This is a genomic window from Polynucleobacter sp. HIN6, assembly GCF_030297575.1.
GTDB lineage: Bacteria > Pseudomonadota > Gammaproteobacteria > Burkholderiales > Burkholderiaceae > Polynucleobacter.
This window is the reverse complement of the sequence record NZ_AP028137.1, coordinates 1,184,384-1,198,961: the sequence shown is the minus strand read 5'-3', so window position 1 is coordinate 1,198,961 and position 14,578 is coordinate 1,184,384. Positions and strand designations below refer to the sequence as shown.

The window sequence follows — 14,578 nt, the reverse complement described above, 5'->3', positions numbered from 1 at the left end:
GGTGAACATGATTGAGATCCATGTTGACGGTAAGCCCGTTGAGGTACCGCAGGGCTCCATGGTGATGCATGCCACCAACAAGCTAGGCACTTACGTTCCTCATTTTTGTTATCACAAGAAGCTGAGCATCGCCGCAAACTGCCGGATGTGTTTGGTTGAAGTGGAGAAGGCGCCTAAGCCATTACCAGCATGTGCCACCCCCGTGATGGCGGGTATGAAGGTGTTTACTCATTCGGCGAAGGCCGTTGAGGCGCAAAAGTCGGTGATGGAGTTCTTGCTCATTAACCATCCCTTGGATTGCCCGATTTGCGATCAGGGTGGCGAATGCCAATTACAAGATTTGGCGGTTGGTTACGGTAAATCCAGCTCGCGCTATAAAGAAGAGAAGCGTGTGGTCTTCCACAAAAATGTTGGACCACTCATTTCCATGGAAGAGATGTCGCGTTGCATTCACTGCACCCGCTGTGTGCGCTTTGGTCAAGAGGTTGCTGGGGTCATGGAGCTCGGTATGATCAATCGTGGTGAGCATTCGGAAATCACGACCTTTGTGGGGCAAACGGTTGACTCGGAGCTCTCGGGCAATATGATTGATATTTGTCCGGTGGGCGCCTTGACCAGTAAGCCATTTCGGTATGCCGCGCGCACCTGGGAGTTGGTCCGTAAGCGCTCGATCAGTCCGCATGATGCCGTGGGTGCCAACACTACCGTACAAACGAAGGCTAATCATGTGATGCGGGTTGTCGCACTCGAGAACGAGGCCATCAATGAGTGCTGGATTAGTGACCGCGATCGCTTTGCATATGAAGGCCTAAATAGCCCTGATCGTTTAACCACTCCAATGGTGAAACAAAATGGGCAGTGGTTAGAGACCGATTGGCAGTCTGCCCTCGATTACGTCGTGCACTCATTAAGTGATATTCAGAAGCAGCATGGTAGTCAGGCGTTAGCGGCATTGGCTCACCCCATCGCAAGCGCTGAAGAACTTTACCTCTTGCAAAAAGTGATGCGTGGTTTGGGAAGTCATCAAATTGAGACGCGTTTGCGCCAAACTGATACCCGCGGAGCAGCAACGCTACCCTGGTTGGGTATGCCAATTGCGAAGTTGAGTGAACTCAAGCGTGTCTTGGTGATTGGTAGTCATTTGCGTAAAGATCTGCCGCTGATCGCTGCTCGGATGCGCACGGCAAGCAAACAGGGCCTTAAGGTCTATCGACTCGATGCAGGCGGTAACGATTGGCTCATGCCGATTACTGCGCATCTCAAATCGAAGCCCAGTCAATGGGTGGATCAATTGGGGCAAATTGCCCAAGCGATTGCGCAAGCAAAATCCTTACAGCCTCCAACTGGTCTCTCAGTGAAGAGCGTTTCTCGTGAAGCGCAAGCGATTGCAGATCAATTGCTCAGCAATGCCAAACTTGAGAGCCCTGAGCCACAGGCAATATTCTTGGGATCACTGGCGATTGCCCATCCCAACGCCTCTGATTTACATGTTCTTGCGGAGTTTATTGCCAAGCATACGGGATGCACCTTTGGGTTCTTGTGTGAAGGTGGTAATTCAGTGGGGGCGCAACTGGTGGGTGCTACCCAGGGTAATCAAGGCAGTGTTGATACCGTATTGCAAAGTAAGGCGCGCGCCTATGTGATGTTACACGTCGAGCCACTTCAGGATTTACCCAACCCACAACAAACCCGAGCTGCGTTACAAGGCGCCGATACCGTAATTGCGATGAGCGCCTACACGAGCCCCGATTTGCTTGAGTTAGCCGATGTGATTCTGCCAATCACTCCCTATACTGAATCCGTTGGAAGTTTTGTGAACATGGCGGGGCAGGTGCAAACCATTCAGCCTTCTGTTCGACCTTTGGCAGATGCTAGACCGGCATGGAAGGTGCTCCGTGCATTAGGAAGTCTCCTAAACCTCAATGGTTTTTTGTATAACCTCCCAGAAGAGGTATATGCCGATGCGTTTGCAAAGTCTGTAGAGAGCCAACTCAATAATTGTTTTACAGCCAACCCTGAGGTCCAACAACGCGTTCAGATTACCGCATCGCTCGAGCGCCTTGCCGATCAAGCGATTTATTCAAGTGATGCGATTGTGCGCCGCGCCCCTGCATTGCAACGCACCCGTGATGCAAAGGATGCCAATATGGTTGGAGTGGGGGAGACCCTTTGGGGGCAACTAGGTTTGCAGGCCGGTGATCGCGTGGCGCTTACCCAAGCTGGCCAGACGGTTGAAGTGGGCGTTCAATTACAACCCGACTTGGCCGACGGTGTAGTGCGCATTGCAACAGCAACGGAGCTGAGTGGTCATCTAGCCTCTATGTTTGGTGAAGTGGCTCTTTCTAAATTAACGGTGAGCGCTTAAGGTCGTTATGGGCAACTGGATCGATCTCATTACCAGCCACGGCGAACAACTGTTTGGTTCGTTCTGGCCTTTGGTTTGGAACTTAGCGAAGATCCTGATCATCGTATTACCCATCTTTGGTGCGGTCGCTTACCTTACTCTGTGGGAGCGTAAGCTGATTGGCTGGATGCACATTCGTTTGGGTCCAAATCGGGTTGGTCCCCTCGGTTTATTCCAGCCGATTGCAGATGCACTCAAGCTATTGATGAAGGAGATCGTCTCCCCAACACGCGCCAGTCATACGCTCTACATCATTGCCCCTCTCATGGTGCTTACCCCGGCACTTGCTGCATGGGCAGTGGTGCCATTCCAGGCAGACTTAGTTCTAGCGGATGTAAATGCCGGTCTCTTATATGTGATGGCCATAACCTCGGTGGGTGTGTATGGCGTGATCTTGGCAGGGTGGGCCTCAAACTCGAAGTACCCATTCTTGGGAGCGATGCGTGCCTCTGCTCAAATGATCTCTTATGAGATTGCCATGGGCTTAGCCCTGGTGACCGTATTGATGGTGGCCGGCTCCTTAAATCTCAGTAATATCGTGCGCTCTCAAGAGGTGGGCATCTTTGCCGACATGGGCCTGAACTTCCTCTCGTGGAACTGGTTGCCCTTACTACCCATGTTTGTGATCTATTTCATCTCTGGAGTTGCGGAGACCAATCGTCACCCCTTTGATGTGGTGGAAGGTGAGTCAGAGATTGTTGCGGGTCATATGGTGGAGTACTCTGGCATGGCCTTCGCATTATTTTTCTTGGCCGAATACGCCAATATGATCTTGATTGCCGCCTTAACGTCGATCATGTTCTTGGGTGGTTGGTTACCAATCCTTGATTTACCTATCTTGCGCGATATTCCAGGATTTTTCTGGTTATTTGCCAAGATCTTTTTTGTGCTCTCGTGCTTTATTTGGTTACGGGCTTCATTGCCACGGTATCGCTATGACCAAATTATGCGTTTGGGTTGGAAGGTGTTTATTCCGTTAACCGTGGTTTGGGTATTGTTGGTTGGGGCCTGGATTTTGTCCCCCTGGAACATTTGGAGCTAATCACTATGTTCAAGCGCGCCTCTCAGTTTCTCAATAGCTTAATGCTCAAAGATGTTCTTAAAGGAATGTCGATTACTGGGCGTTATTTATTTAAACCTAAAATTACGGTTCAGTATCCGGAAGAAAAGACGCCACTCTCACCACGTTTTCGAGGCTTACATGCGCTGCGTCGCTATCCGAATGGGGAAGAGCGCTGCATTGCATGCAAACTGTGTGAGGCCGTTTGCCCAGCTTTGGCAATCTCGATTGAGTCTGATCAGCGTGAGGATGGTACCCGCAGAACAACACGCTATGACATCGACCTCACCAAATGCATTTTCTGTGGCTATTGTGAAGAGGCTTGCCCTGTGGATGCCATTGTGGAAACCAATATTTTTGAGTATTTCGGGGATAAGCGCGGTGATCTGTATTTCACCAAAGAGATGTTGCTAGCAGTCGGTGATGAATACGAAAAGCAAATTGCCGCTAACCGAGAGGCAGACGCACCTTACCGTTGATTGATTTATGACCCTCGACCCGAATTTAATCTTCTCAGTCTTTTTCTACGCCTTCGCGGCGCTCTTGGTGATTTCCGCATTACGGGTCATTACGGTTCCCAATCCTGTGCATGCCGCCTTGTTCTTGGTTTTGGCGTTCTTTAGTGCCTCAGGTATTTGGATGTTGCTCAAGGCCGAGTTCTTAAGCTTGATCCTGATCCTAGTCTATGTGGGCGCGGTGATGGTGTTGTTCTTATTCGTGGTGATGATGCTCGATTTGGATCTTGCGCATCTCCGACGTGATTTCAAGAAGTATCTACCACTCGCCATGCTGATTGGTGTGGTCATTATCTTGCAACTCTCGATCGTGTTAATCCGCGGCTTTATTGGTACTACCGCGCCAGTGAATGTCTTGCCCGATGTAGTGGCAGCAAATAATACCCAAGCCCTTGGTTATTTAATGTTTACCGAGTACATCTATGCTTTTGAGGTTGCCGGTATTGTTTTATTGGTTGCCATCATCGCAGCTGTTGCTCTTACCTTGCGCAAACGCAAGGATGTGAAGGGTCAAAATATTGCTGAGCAGGTTGCGGTCTCCGCTAAGGATCGGATGCGGATTGTATCGATGGATGCTGAGCGTGATGCTAAGCAAGACCTAAAGTCTCGAACCAACTCAGGTGACCCAGCATGACCATCACCCTTGCACATTATTTAGTCCTTGGCGCTATTCTGTTTGCAATTAGCGTCGTCGGTATCTTCCTAAATCGGCGTAACGTGATCATCCTCTTGATGGCGATTGAGCTCATGTTGCTTGCCGTCAATATGAACTTTGTGGCGTTCTCCCATTACTTAGGTGATATGGCCGGTCAGGTATTTGTATTTTTCATACTGACCGTAGCCGCTGCGGAGGCTGCAATTGGTTTGGCGATCTTGGTGGTGCTATTCCGTAAGGTCGACACGATTAATACCGAAGACCTTGATCATCTCAAAGGCTAGTTGAAATGACCACTGCTTTAACAACAGCCCATCTCTGCGCGATTCCGCTAGCACCGCTGGTGGGAGCAGCGTTTGCAGGACTATTAGGCACCAAGTTCTTTGGCAATCGGATTGGTCAAGTGGCATCCCAATCGATCACCATCTTGGGAGTCGCCATTTCCTTTTTGCTGTCGTGCTGGGTTTTATATGAGGTGATGAACGGCTATTACTTCGATGGTAGCGTCTACACCTGGATGAAGATTGGGGAGTTGAGTTTTGATATTGGTTTTCTGATTGATCCATTGACCGCCGTGATGATGGTGGTGGTGACCTTTGTCTCTCTGATGGTTCACATCTACACCATCGGCTATATGGCAGGTGAGGAGGGCTATAACCGTTTCTTCGCTTATATCTCCTTATTCACCTTTGCGATGCTGATGCTTGTTATGAGCAATAACATGCTGCAGCTGTTCTTTGGCTGGGAGGCGGTTGGCGTTGTTTCGTATCTGTTGATCGGTTTCTATTACGATCGGCCCACCGCAATTTTTGCCAACATGAAGGCCTTCTTGGTCAACCGGGTGGGCGACTTTGGCTTCATCTTGGGGATTGGTCTATTGCTCGCGGCTACTGGCTCGATGAACTATGCGGACATCTTTGCCCAAAATACCGTCATGGCTGCGCAGACTGTGCCAGGAACGGATTGGAATTTAATCACGGTTGCCTGCATTTGCCTCTTCATTGGTGCGATGGGTAAGTCGGCTCAGTTTCCATTGCATGTCTGGTTACCGGACTCAATGGAAGGCCCAACCCCCATTTCGGCCTTGATTCATGCGGCGACGATGGTGACCGCAGGTATTTTTATGGTGACCCGTATGTCGCCATTATTTGAGCTCTCCGATGTTGCCCTGAGCTTCATTCTGGTCATGGGCTCTATTACCGCGCTCTTTATGGGTTTCTTAGGAATCGTGCAAACCGATATCAAGCGCGTGGTGGCGTATTCAACGCTCTCGCAATTGGGCTATATGACCGTTGCGCTCGGCGTCTCTGCCTATCCAATTGCTATCTTCCATTTAATGACCCATGCCTTCTTTAAGGCTTTGCTGTTCTTAGGAGCGGGTAGTGTGATCATTGGAATGCATCACGAGCAGGACATGCGCAAGATGGGCGGCCTCTGGAAATACATGCCAATTACCTGTTTGATGATGTTAATTGGTTCCTTGGCATTGATTGGCACACCATTCTTCTCGGGCTTTTACTCCAAAGACTCTATTATTGAGGCGGTGGCGGCGAGCACCATACCTGGATCGGGCTTTGCATACTTTGCGGTGATGGCGAGCGTCTTTGTGACCGCCTTGTATTCATTCCGCCTCTACTTCTATGTGTTCCATGGCAAGGAGCGTTTTGGTCATGATCATGACCATCACCATTCGCATGATGCGCACGATGAGCATCATCATGGGCTTGCACCAGGTGAGAAGCCGCATGAGTCACCTTGGGTGATCACCTTGCCGTTAATCGCATTGGCAATTCCTTCGGTGATTATTGGTTACTACACGATTGACCCGATGTTGTTTGGTAGTTTCTTTGGCGATGCGATCTATATTGATGAAGCGAAGCATCCTGCACTCGCAACCTTTGCATCTCATTTCCATGGCCCAGTAGCGATGGCTTTGCACGGCTTTACGACCCCCGTGTTTATTCTGTTGATCCTGGGTGTATTGGTGGCGGCCATTTGCTACCTGTGGGCTACATCCTTGCCCGAGAAAATCGCGAAGACCTTTGCTCCAATCAAGACCTTATTGGATAACAAGTATTACCTCGATGATTTGAACCAATGGATTTTTGCAAAGGGCGCACTGCTCATTGGTGGTGGCTTATGGAAGCAGGGCGATCAACGAGTCATTGATGGTTTTGTGGTGAACGGCAGCGCTCATTTGATTGGCAAGTTCTCAGGGGTGATCCGTCATTTGCAGTCGGGTTATCTCTATCACTATGCCTTTGCCATGATCGTCGGCTTGATTAGCTTAATGGCCTGGATTTTGTATACCCATATTTATATTGCTTACTAAGTACACCTGGTCATGATTCTTTCTTACGCGATTTGGATTCCGATTGTTTTTGGCCTGATGATTTTGGTCTATGGCTCAGAGCGTCCATCCGCCGGCGTGAAGTATTTGGCTTTGTTTGGGGCTATTTTGGGTTTTATTGCTACCTTACCCCTAATCGCCAACTTTGATATCGCCAATGCTGGCATGCAGTTTGTGGAAAAGCATAGCTGGATTCCACGCTACGACATTAATTATCACCTTGGTGTGGATGGTATTTCGGTATGGTTTGTGGTGTTGACCGCCTTTATCAATATTTTTGTCGTGATCGCTGCTTGGGAGGTGATTACCGAGAAGGCCTCGCAATACTATGCCGCATTCATGATTTTGTCGGGACTCATGATTGGGGTGTTCTCAGCGCTTGACGGCCTACTGTTTTATATCTTCTTTGAGGCAACGCTCATCCCAATGTACATCATCATCGGGGTATGGGGTGGACAAAACCGTATCTATGCTGCATTTAAGTTCTTCCTATATACCTTGTTGGGATCGTTGCTGGCTCTAGTCGCTATTTTGTATCTCTACAACATAACCAACACCTTTGACTTGCTCACTTGGCATCGAGCGAAGTTAGATATTGTGGAACAGGTACTGATCTTTATTGCCTTCTTCATGGCCTTTGCCGTGAAGGTACCGATGTGGCCTTTGCATACTTGGTTGCCCGATGTCCACGTGGAGGCGCCAACCGGCGGCTCAGTGGTCCTGGCAGCCATTATGTTGAAGCTTGGTGCTTATGGATTCTTGCGTTTCTCGTTGCCGATTGCGCCAGATGCTAGCATCCTTTTAGGTCCGATCATTATTTTCTTATCGCTTGTTGCAGTGATCTACGTTGGTTTAGTGGCGCTGGTTCAGCAGGATATGAAAAAGTTGGTGGCGTACTCGTCGATTGCGCACATGGGTTTTGTGACCCTAGGATTTTTCGTCTTCAGTCCTCTTGGTATTGAGGGCGGCATTGTTCAGATGATCTCGCATGGATTTGTATCGGGCGCGATGTTCTTGGCCATTGGTGTTTTATACGACCGTATGCACACCCGCAAGATTGCTGATTACGGTGGTGTGGTGCATCGCATGCCAAAGTTCTCGGCATTTATGGTGCTCATGGCAATGGCTAACTGCGGCTTACCAGCCACCTCGGGTTTTGTGGGGGAGTTTATGGTGATCCTGGCTGCCGTTGATTATGACTTTATGATTGGTCTACTGTCAGCGACCGCATTAATCCTTGGCGCTGCCTATTCCTTATGGATGGTCAAGCGCGTGATCTTTGGTGCGATCACCAATCCAGAGGTCGAGAAGCTTGAGGATCTCAATGGTCGCGAGTTCTTTATGTTCATCGTTCTGTCGCTCTGCGTGATTGGCATGGGCGTGTATCCCAAACCCTTTACCGACATTATTCATCCGGCAGTGATGCAGTTGCTTGAACATGTCGCGATTAGCAAACTCTAATTAAGGTTATTGCATGGATACTTTTGACCTAATTGCCATCGCTCCAGAAATTGTTCTGGCTTTTGTGGCCAGTGATTTGCTGTTGACTAGTGCCTTTATTAAAGAGAAGAAGGATCATGTCGCGAGTGATGTTTTTCACACTCCACGGGCAGCATCTTTTGTCTATTTCTGTTCCTGCTTACTTTTAATTGGTTTGGGTGTGGTGTTTTTGAGCAGAATGGTTGATTTGCCATACCTTGCCATGGCCGGTCTGTTCCAGTCCGATCCGATTGCCAATTTACTGAAAGCAGGGTGCTGCTTTGCGCTACTGGTTAGCCTGATTTACTCCAAGCAGTATTTGATTGATCGGGGCCTCTTCCGGCCTGATTTCTTGGTCCTCACCTTATTTGCTTTATTGGGACAATTAGTCTTAATCTCGGCATCCAACCTCATCACCTTGTACCTTGGTCTTGAGTTGATGGCTCTGTCAACCTACGGCTTGGTGGCAATGCGCCATTCCAGCGGCCTTTCCTCTGAAGCGGCGATCAAGTACTTTGTACTGGGCGCCTTAGCATCGGGATTTTTGCTCTACGGTATGTCGATGATCTACGGTGTGACCGGATCCTTAGATCTTCTAGAGATCTTGCGCTCCCTCCTCGATCCCCGCATTAATCACCTCATCATGGCGTTTGGCCTAGTCTTTATTGTGGCTGGCGTTGCCTTTAAGTTTGGCGTGGTGCCATTTCACATGTGGGTACCGGATGTTTATCAGGGCGCGCCAACCGCGGTCACCTTATTGATTGCAGCAGCTCCTAAGCTTGCTGCCTTTGCTCTCCTGTTCCGTCTGCTGATCAATACCTTATTACCCCTGATCTCCGATTGGCAGCCGATGCTGATGATTCTTGCGGTTCTATCCTTAGTGATTGGTAATATCACGGCGATCGCCCAAACCAATATCAAGCGGATGTTGGCCTACTCAGCAATTGCGCAGATGGGCTTTGTGTTGCTTGGCATGCTCTCGATTTTTGATGATCACGCCTTTAGTGCCTCGATGTTCTACGTGATTGCGTATGTGATCACTACTTTGGGCACCTTCGGTTTGCTGATGGTCTTATCACGCAAGGGCTACGATTGCGACACCTTGGATGGCTTAAAGGGTCTCAATCGCAAGCACCCATGGTATGCCTTCATTGGTCTCATCATGATGTTCTCCCTAGCTGGAGTGCCCCCCACTTTGGGTTTTGCCGCTAAGCTTTCTGTTTTGGAAGCATTGGTTGACGCTGATTACATCGCTTTGGCTGTGATTGCGGTGATCGCATCGCTGATTGGTGCTTTCTACTACTTGCGTGTAGTGAAGGTGATGTATTTTGATGAACCAAGCCATGAGCATTCGGTGACTGGTTCAGGAATTGCAAAAGGGGTGTTGGGTCTCAATGGCTTGATGGTTCTCCTGTTGGGTGTATTCCCAGCAGGTCTGATGGCCCTATGCCTCAATATCATGCGCAATACCCTCATCGGTTCTTAATTGTTTGGGTATGAGCGAGAAATCGTTTCAAGATCTCGCGCATACCGATGATCATTTAGTCGAGAAGCGCGTATCGGGTGAGGATGTCTACACTGGCATCTTTTTAAAGATGAAACGCGATACGGTGCTGCTGCCTGACGGGCAGCGAGCCTTGCGTGAGTATCTGGAACATCCGGGCGCGGTTGCCATTTTGCCGATCTTAGACGACGGGCGTGTTATTGTAGAGCGTCAATACCGTTACCCCATCGAGCAAGCCGTGATTGAGATTCCGGCGGGTAAGCTTAATGTAGGGGAGGACCCCTTACTCTGTGCGCAGCGGGAGTTACAAGAAGAGACCGGCTACCTTGCTAAGCGGTGGAGCAAGATTCGGCGGATTCATCCGGTGATTTCCTATTCCACCGAGTTCATCGATATTTACCTGGCAGAGGGTTTAACCGCTGGCCCAGCGCGTCTGGATGCCGAAGAGTTTTTGGATGTCTTTGCTGCGCCCCTTGAGGAGTTGATCGAGTGGGTGGAGAACGGCACGATTACGGACGTGAAGACCATCATTTCGCTGTATTGGCTCGATCGCCAACGGCGACTGCGTTAAGGCCTTAAAATAGTAATAACGACAAATATGTCAGATTGCTATTGATTATCCAACCACCATCCCCATCTGTTCTTCATGAAAGTCTATAACTTAGCGTGCGATCTGGAGCATCATTTTGAGGGGTGGTTTGCCTCAGAGGATGACTTTTTATCGCAACAAGCCAGTGGCACATTGTGCTGCCCAGTGTGCGACAGCGCGCATGTCAGCCGCTTGCCATCAGCCCCTCGTATTGGCGGTAAGGTCAGTTCAGAAGAGCTAGTGGCCGTTGAGCCGAGTCAAAGTATTGCCTTATCGAATGCCGATCACGGACAGCTCGAGCGTCAGATTCAAGCGACGTTCATGAAAGCCATGCGAGAGTTGGTTGGTAAGTCGGAGGATGTGGGCGCGGCTTTTGCCGAGGAGGCCAGGAAGATTCATTACAAAGAGTCGCCCGAGCGCAGCATCCGGGGACAGACCAGCGCCGATGAGGTGATGGCATTACGCGAAGAGGGAATTGATGTCCTTGCACTCCCTGAAATGCCGGTCCTCAAAAATACTTTGCAATAATTACTCCTTCTTCACAATCGATTAAAAGGGCTCCATGGAAGAGCTGGGTTTTTGGGTAGGCATTGTTGCTTCCGCAGCCTTTGCGGTAACCGGCGTTTTAGCTATTTCTGATCGAGGCGTGGATCTCTTTGGCGTTTTGGTGCTTGGCATCATCACTGCGATTGGTGGCGGCACGATTCGGGATGTGATTCTGGGAGTGCCCGTGTTTTGGGCGGATGCCCCCATCTATATTCTGGTGGCAGCGATAGCCAGCATCATTACCTTCTACGCAGAATCCACTTTATCTCAGCCTCAACTGTACAAGGCCATTCTTTACATCGACGGCTTAGGAGCGGCTCTGTTTGGTATCCAAGGCGCCGATAAGGCTTGGCATTATGACTTTGGTGGATCGGCAGCAGCGATCATTCTAGGCGTAGTCACCGCGATTGGTGGGGGACTCATTCGCGATGTATTAGCAGGACGCAAAACCTTATTGATGTCTTATGAGCTCTATGCGATCCCCGTATCACTCGGTTGCATGCTTTATGTCTTGCTCTTGAACTACTTTCCGGAGCATGCGATCGTCGGATCGATTGCCTGCATCGTACTGATCTTTGCCTTTCGCTCGGCTGCGATCTACTGGAACCTGAAGGTTCCAGTGATGTTCATCTCACGCAAGAAGTAAACGACTCGTTTTATTTGGAGGTGGGCATGACAAACTCTGCCCCCTTGGAGATACTCTCTGGCCAGCGTTGCATCACACTCTTTTGCTTGGTGTAAAAACGTACACCTTCTTTGCCATACGCATGGGTATCACCAAATAAGGAGCGCTTCCAACCGCCAAAACCATGCCAAGCCATCGGTACTGGAATAGGCACATTAATCCCCACCATGCCAACCTGAACGCGCCGTGCAAATTCTCGGGCGATGTTGCCGTCGCTAGTAAAGCAGGCTACGCCATTGCCATATTCATGGGCATTGACCAGCTCAAGAGCCTCACTAAAGTTGGCGACTCGGACGCATGATAGGACGGGACCAAAGATTTCTTCTTTGTAAATGGTCATGTCTGGGGTGACCTGATCAAAGAGGGTGCCGCCTAACCAGAACCCATTCTCAAAACCGGGAACTTTGAGCCCACGGCCATCGACTAATAGTTTTGCGCCACCACTGACGCCCTGATCGATATAGCCAGTAATGCGCTCGAGCGCAGCTTTGGTCACAATGGGACCCATTTCAGCATCGAGCTCAAGCCCATTTTTTACCTTGAGGGTCTTGGTGCGCTCAATCAGTTTGGGCATGATTTTCTCAGCCGCGTCTCCAACGAGCACGGCAACCGAGATCGCCATGCAGCGCTCACCCGCGGATCCGTATGCAGCGCCAACTAAGGCATCAACGGCTTTATCAATATCCGCATCGGGCATCACCACCATATGGTTCTTGGCGCCACCGAGGGCCTGAACGCGTTTACCAAAGTGTGCACCGCGCTCGTAAATGTAATTAGCAATCGGTGTGGAGCCCACAAAACTCACAGCACGGACATCGGGATTTTCTAAGAGAGCATCAACCGCTTCTTTGTCGCCTTGCACCACATTAAACACGCCATCGGGCAGACCTGCCTCTTTTAAGAGACGCGCTAAGAGCAATGAGGCCGATGGGTCGGTTGGACTCGGTTTGAGAATAAAGGTGTTACCGCAGGCAATTGCGACGGGGAACATCCACATTGGTACCATCACCGGAAAATTAAAGGGTGTAATGCCTGCGACTACGCCTAATGGTTGGCGCATCACCCAGTTATCAATGTCAGTTGAGACCTGCTCGGTGTAATCGCCTTTGAGGAGTTCGGGAATGGCGGTAGCAAATTCGAGAATCTCAATTCCACGGGTCACTTCACCTTGGGCATCGGTGAACACTTTGCCATGCTCAGAAGTAATGATGGCAGCCAGTTCATCGCGATGACGATTTAAGAGCTCTAAGTATTTAAACAAGATGCGCGCGCGCCGCAGTGGGGAGGTATTGGCCCAGGCTGGGAAGGCGGCTTGTGCAGAAGCCACCGCTTGATTGACATCGGCTTTGCTGGCCAATGCCACGCGACGCGAGATGCTCCCTGTGGCGGGGTTATAAACATCGGCAAAGCGACTGCCTTGGGGCAAGACCATTTGGCCACCAATGTAATGAGCAATATCTTCTTTAATTTCAAAGGCTTGGGGAGCGTTCATGGTATTGGTGTCTCGTAGGTTGGGTGCTTGGCAATCAAAGAAGTCGCCAATGCATTGGTTATCAAAGCTATTGGTATCATTTTAATCGTTTCAGGTAAGTCCGTTTGCGGACCATTCTTTCATCTCAATCTCACAATCACCAATCCATGAGCCTCCTTTTTTCTTCGTACTCCCTTCCAGCCCCCAAAGGATCTCTTACGCTAGCCAATCGGGTGGTGGTGGCACCAATGTGCCAATACTCCGCGCATGAGGGTCAGGCAACCGATTGGCATCTGATGCACTGGGGTAATTTACTCAATAGTGGTGCCGGACTTTTTATTATCGAGGCCACGGCAGTGAGTCCCGAAGGCAGAATCACCCCATATTGCCTGGGATTGTGGGATCAGGCAACCCAAAGCGCACTACACAGCACCTTAGAGCGCGCCAAACAATTAGCGCCGAAGTCCCCGGTTTTTATTCAATTGGCACATGCTGGGCGCAAGGCATCGAGTGCGCCACCATGGCAGGGCGGTCAACTATTACCGATCACTCAAGGTGGTTGGGAAACCCAAGGGCCCTCGGATATTCCTCAATTGGAGGGCGAGCGACCGCCGCATGCTTTGAGTGTGGAGGAGATTGAGCAAATCATTCATGAGTTTGTGATTGCTGCCAAACGTGCAGAAGAAATCGGTATCGATGGTATTGAGCTGCATGCTGCTCACGGATATTTACTCCATCAATTTCTATCGCCGATTGCCAATCAACGAAATGACCAATACGGCGGTTCGCTTGAGAACCGAATGCGTTTTGTCTTGGAATTATTTTCAGCAGTGCGCGCTCAGTGGCAGGGCGTATTGGGAGTGCGTCTTTCCGCGAGCGATTGGATCGAGGGTGGCTGGTCGCTTGATGAATCCATCGAGCTTACAAACCAACTGAAGGCATTGGGCTGCGATTACATTCACGTCTCATCCGGAGGAATTTCTCCGAAGCAGCAAATTAAGTTAGGCCCAAACTATCAAGTGCCCTTTGCGAAAGCAATTAAAGCAGCAACCGGAATGGCTACGATAGCCGTTGGGCTCATTACCGATCCAAAGCAAGCTGAGGCAATCCTTGAAAACCAAGAAGCTGATTTGATTGCATTAGCACGTGCATTTTTGTACAAGCCCCGTTGGGCATGGGAAGCAGCGGCGGTCTTAGGAGGGCAAGTGAGTGCGAGTCCACAGTACTGGCGCTGTTTACCGAGGGATGCGCAAAGCGTCTTTGTGGAAGCAAAGATGGGGCAGCGTTAGAATGAAATTCACCATAACCGCAAGAGGAGAC

Annotated in this window: 13 protein-coding genes; 12 read left to right on the top strand and 1 reads right to left on the bottom strand. The window is 49.9% G+C overall.

Annotated elements, in window-relative coordinates; genetic code table 11:
* The first annotated feature begins 7 nt into the window (after positions 1–7).
* The 11 genes from nuoG to QUE66_RS06110 all read left to right on the top strand — a co-directional run bounded on the left by nuoG (position 8) and on the right by QUE66_RS06110 (position 11,748).
* Entirely contained in the window at positions 8–2,365 is a 2,358-nt protein-coding gene (nuoG, locus tag QUE66_RS06160) for an NADH-quinone oxidoreductase subunit NuoG (RefSeq protein ID WP_286224747.1), read from the top strand.
* A 7-nt stretch (positions 2,366–2,372) separates the two neighbouring features.
* Positions 2,373–3,446: an NADH-quinone oxidoreductase subunit NuoH gene (gene nuoH / locus QUE66_RS06155; protein WP_286223199.1), complete on the top strand. Its 1,074-nt coding sequence runs from the start codon at positions 2,373–2,375 to the stop codon at positions 3,444–3,446.
* 5 nt (positions 3,447–3,451) lie between these two features.
* On the top strand, positions 3,452–3,943 hold the full coding sequence (nuoI, locus tag QUE66_RS06150; protein ID WP_286223198.1) for an NADH-quinone oxidoreductase subunit NuoI: 492 nt from the start codon (positions 3,452–3,454) through the stop codon (positions 3,941–3,943).
* Positions 3,944–3,950: 7 nt separating this feature from the next.
* On the top strand, positions 3,951–4,613 hold the full coding sequence (locus QUE66_RS06145; protein ID WP_286223197.1) for an NADH-quinone oxidoreductase subunit J: 663 nt from the start codon (positions 3,951–3,953) through the stop codon (positions 4,611–4,613).
* Positions 4,610–4,918 carry an NADH-quinone oxidoreductase subunit NuoK gene (gene nuoK / locus QUE66_RS06140; protein WP_108508726.1) on the top strand — a complete coding sequence of 103 codons (309 nt, stop codon included), beginning with the start codon at positions 4,610–4,612 and terminating at the stop codon, positions 4,916–4,918. Before QUE66_RS06145 ends, nuoK begins: the two co-directional genes overlap by 4 nt.
* A 5-nt stretch (positions 4,919–4,923) precedes the next feature.
* Positions 4,924–6,966: an NADH-quinone oxidoreductase subunit L gene (gene nuoL / locus QUE66_RS06135; RefSeq protein ID WP_286223196.1), complete on the top strand. Its 2,043-nt coding sequence runs from the start codon at positions 4,924–4,926 to the stop codon at positions 6,964–6,966.
* A 12-nt stretch (positions 6,967–6,978) separates the two neighbouring features.
* Positions 6,979–8,445, top strand: coding sequence for an NADH-quinone oxidoreductase subunit M (locus tag QUE66_RS06130; protein WP_286223195.1), 1,467 nt, complete (start codon positions 6,979–6,981; stop codon positions 8,443–8,445).
* A gap of 13 nt (positions 8,446–8,458) precedes the next feature.
* A complete protein-coding gene (gene nuoN, locus QUE66_RS06125) occupies positions 8,459–9,949 on the top strand; it encodes an NADH-quinone oxidoreductase subunit NuoN (protein WP_286223194.1) in 1,491 nt (496 codons plus the stop codon).
* Positions 9,950–9,959: 10 nt separating this feature from the next.
* A complete protein-coding gene (locus tag QUE66_RS06120; RefSeq protein WP_286223193.1) occupies positions 9,960–10,538 on the top strand; it encodes an NUDIX domain-containing protein in 579 nt (192 codons plus the stop codon).
* 75 nt (positions 10,539–10,613) lie between these two features.
* On the top strand, positions 10,614–11,084 hold the full coding sequence (locus tag QUE66_RS06115) for a DUF1178 family protein (protein WP_286223192.1): 471 nt from the start codon (positions 10,614–10,616) through the stop codon (positions 11,082–11,084).
* Positions 11,085–11,118: 34 nt separating this feature from the next.
* On the top strand, positions 11,119–11,748 hold the full coding sequence (locus QUE66_RS06110) for a trimeric intracellular cation channel family protein (protein ID WP_286223191.1): 630 nt from the start codon (positions 11,119–11,121) through the stop codon (positions 11,746–11,748).
* 10 nt (positions 11,749–11,758) lie between these two features.
* Here the strand turns inward: QUE66_RS06110 and QUE66_RS06105 are convergent, their stop codons facing one another.
* A complete protein-coding gene (locus QUE66_RS06105; RefSeq protein WP_286223190.1) occupies positions 11,759–13,279 on the bottom strand; it encodes a CoA-acylating methylmalonate-semialdehyde dehydrogenase in 1,521 nt (506 codons plus the stop codon).
* 146 nt (positions 13,280–13,425) lie between these two features.
* On the opposite strand from QUE66_RS06105, the gene QUE66_RS06100 reads away from it, so the two are divergent.
* Positions 13,426–14,547: an NADH:flavin oxidoreductase/NADH oxidase gene (locus QUE66_RS06100; protein WP_286223189.1), complete on the top strand. Its 1,122-nt coding sequence runs from the start codon at positions 13,426–13,428 to the stop codon at positions 14,545–14,547.
* Positions 14,548–14,578 lie beyond the last annotated feature (31 nt).

Excerpts from the sequence above, each read along its gene's own strand:
- nuoG (WP_286224747.1), top strand. The coding sequence starts at position 8 with ATGATTGAGATCCATGTTGACGGTAAGCCCGTTGAGGTACCGCAGGGC.
- nuoH (WP_286223199.1), top strand. The coding sequence starts at position 2,373 with ATGGGCAACTGGATCGATCTCATTACCAGCCACGGCGAACAACTGTTT.
- nuoI (WP_286223198.1), top strand. The coding sequence starts at position 3,452 with ATGTTCAAGCGCGCCTCTCAGTTTCTCAATAGCTTAATGCTCAAAGAT.
- QUE66_RS06145 (WP_286223197.1), top strand. The coding sequence starts at position 3,951 with ATGACCCTCGACCCGAATTTAATCTTCTCAGTCTTTTTCTACGCCTTC.
- nuoK (WP_108508726.1), top strand. The coding sequence starts at position 4,610 with ATGACCATCACCCTTGCACATTATTTAGTCCTTGGCGCTATTCTGTTT.
- nuoL (WP_286223196.1), top strand. The coding sequence starts at position 4,924 with ATGACCACTGCTTTAACAACAGCCCATCTCTGCGCGATTCCGCTAGCA.
- QUE66_RS06130 (WP_286223195.1), top strand. The coding sequence starts at position 6,979 with ATGATTCTTTCTTACGCGATTTGGATTCCGATTGTTTTTGGCCTGATG.
- nuoN (WP_286223194.1), top strand. The coding sequence starts at position 8,459 with ATGGATACTTTTGACCTAATTGCCATCGCTCCAGAAATTGTTCTGGCT.
- QUE66_RS06120 (WP_286223193.1), top strand. The coding sequence starts at position 9,960 with ATGAGCGAGAAATCGTTTCAAGATCTCGCGCATACCGATGATCATTTA.
- QUE66_RS06115 (WP_286223192.1), top strand. The coding sequence starts at position 10,614 with ATGAAAGTCTATAACTTAGCGTGCGATCTGGAGCATCATTTTGAGGGG.
- QUE66_RS06110 (WP_286223191.1), top strand. The coding sequence starts at position 11,119 with ATGGAAGAGCTGGGTTTTTGGGTAGGCATTGTTGCTTCCGCAGCCTTT.
- QUE66_RS06105 (WP_286223190.1), bottom strand. The coding sequence starts at position 13,279 with ATGAACGCTCCCCAAGCCTTTGAAATTAAAGAAGATATTGCTCATTAC.
- QUE66_RS06100 (WP_286223189.1), top strand. The coding sequence starts at position 13,426 with ATGAGCCTCCTTTTTTCTTCGTACTCCCTTCCAGCCCCCAAAGGATCT.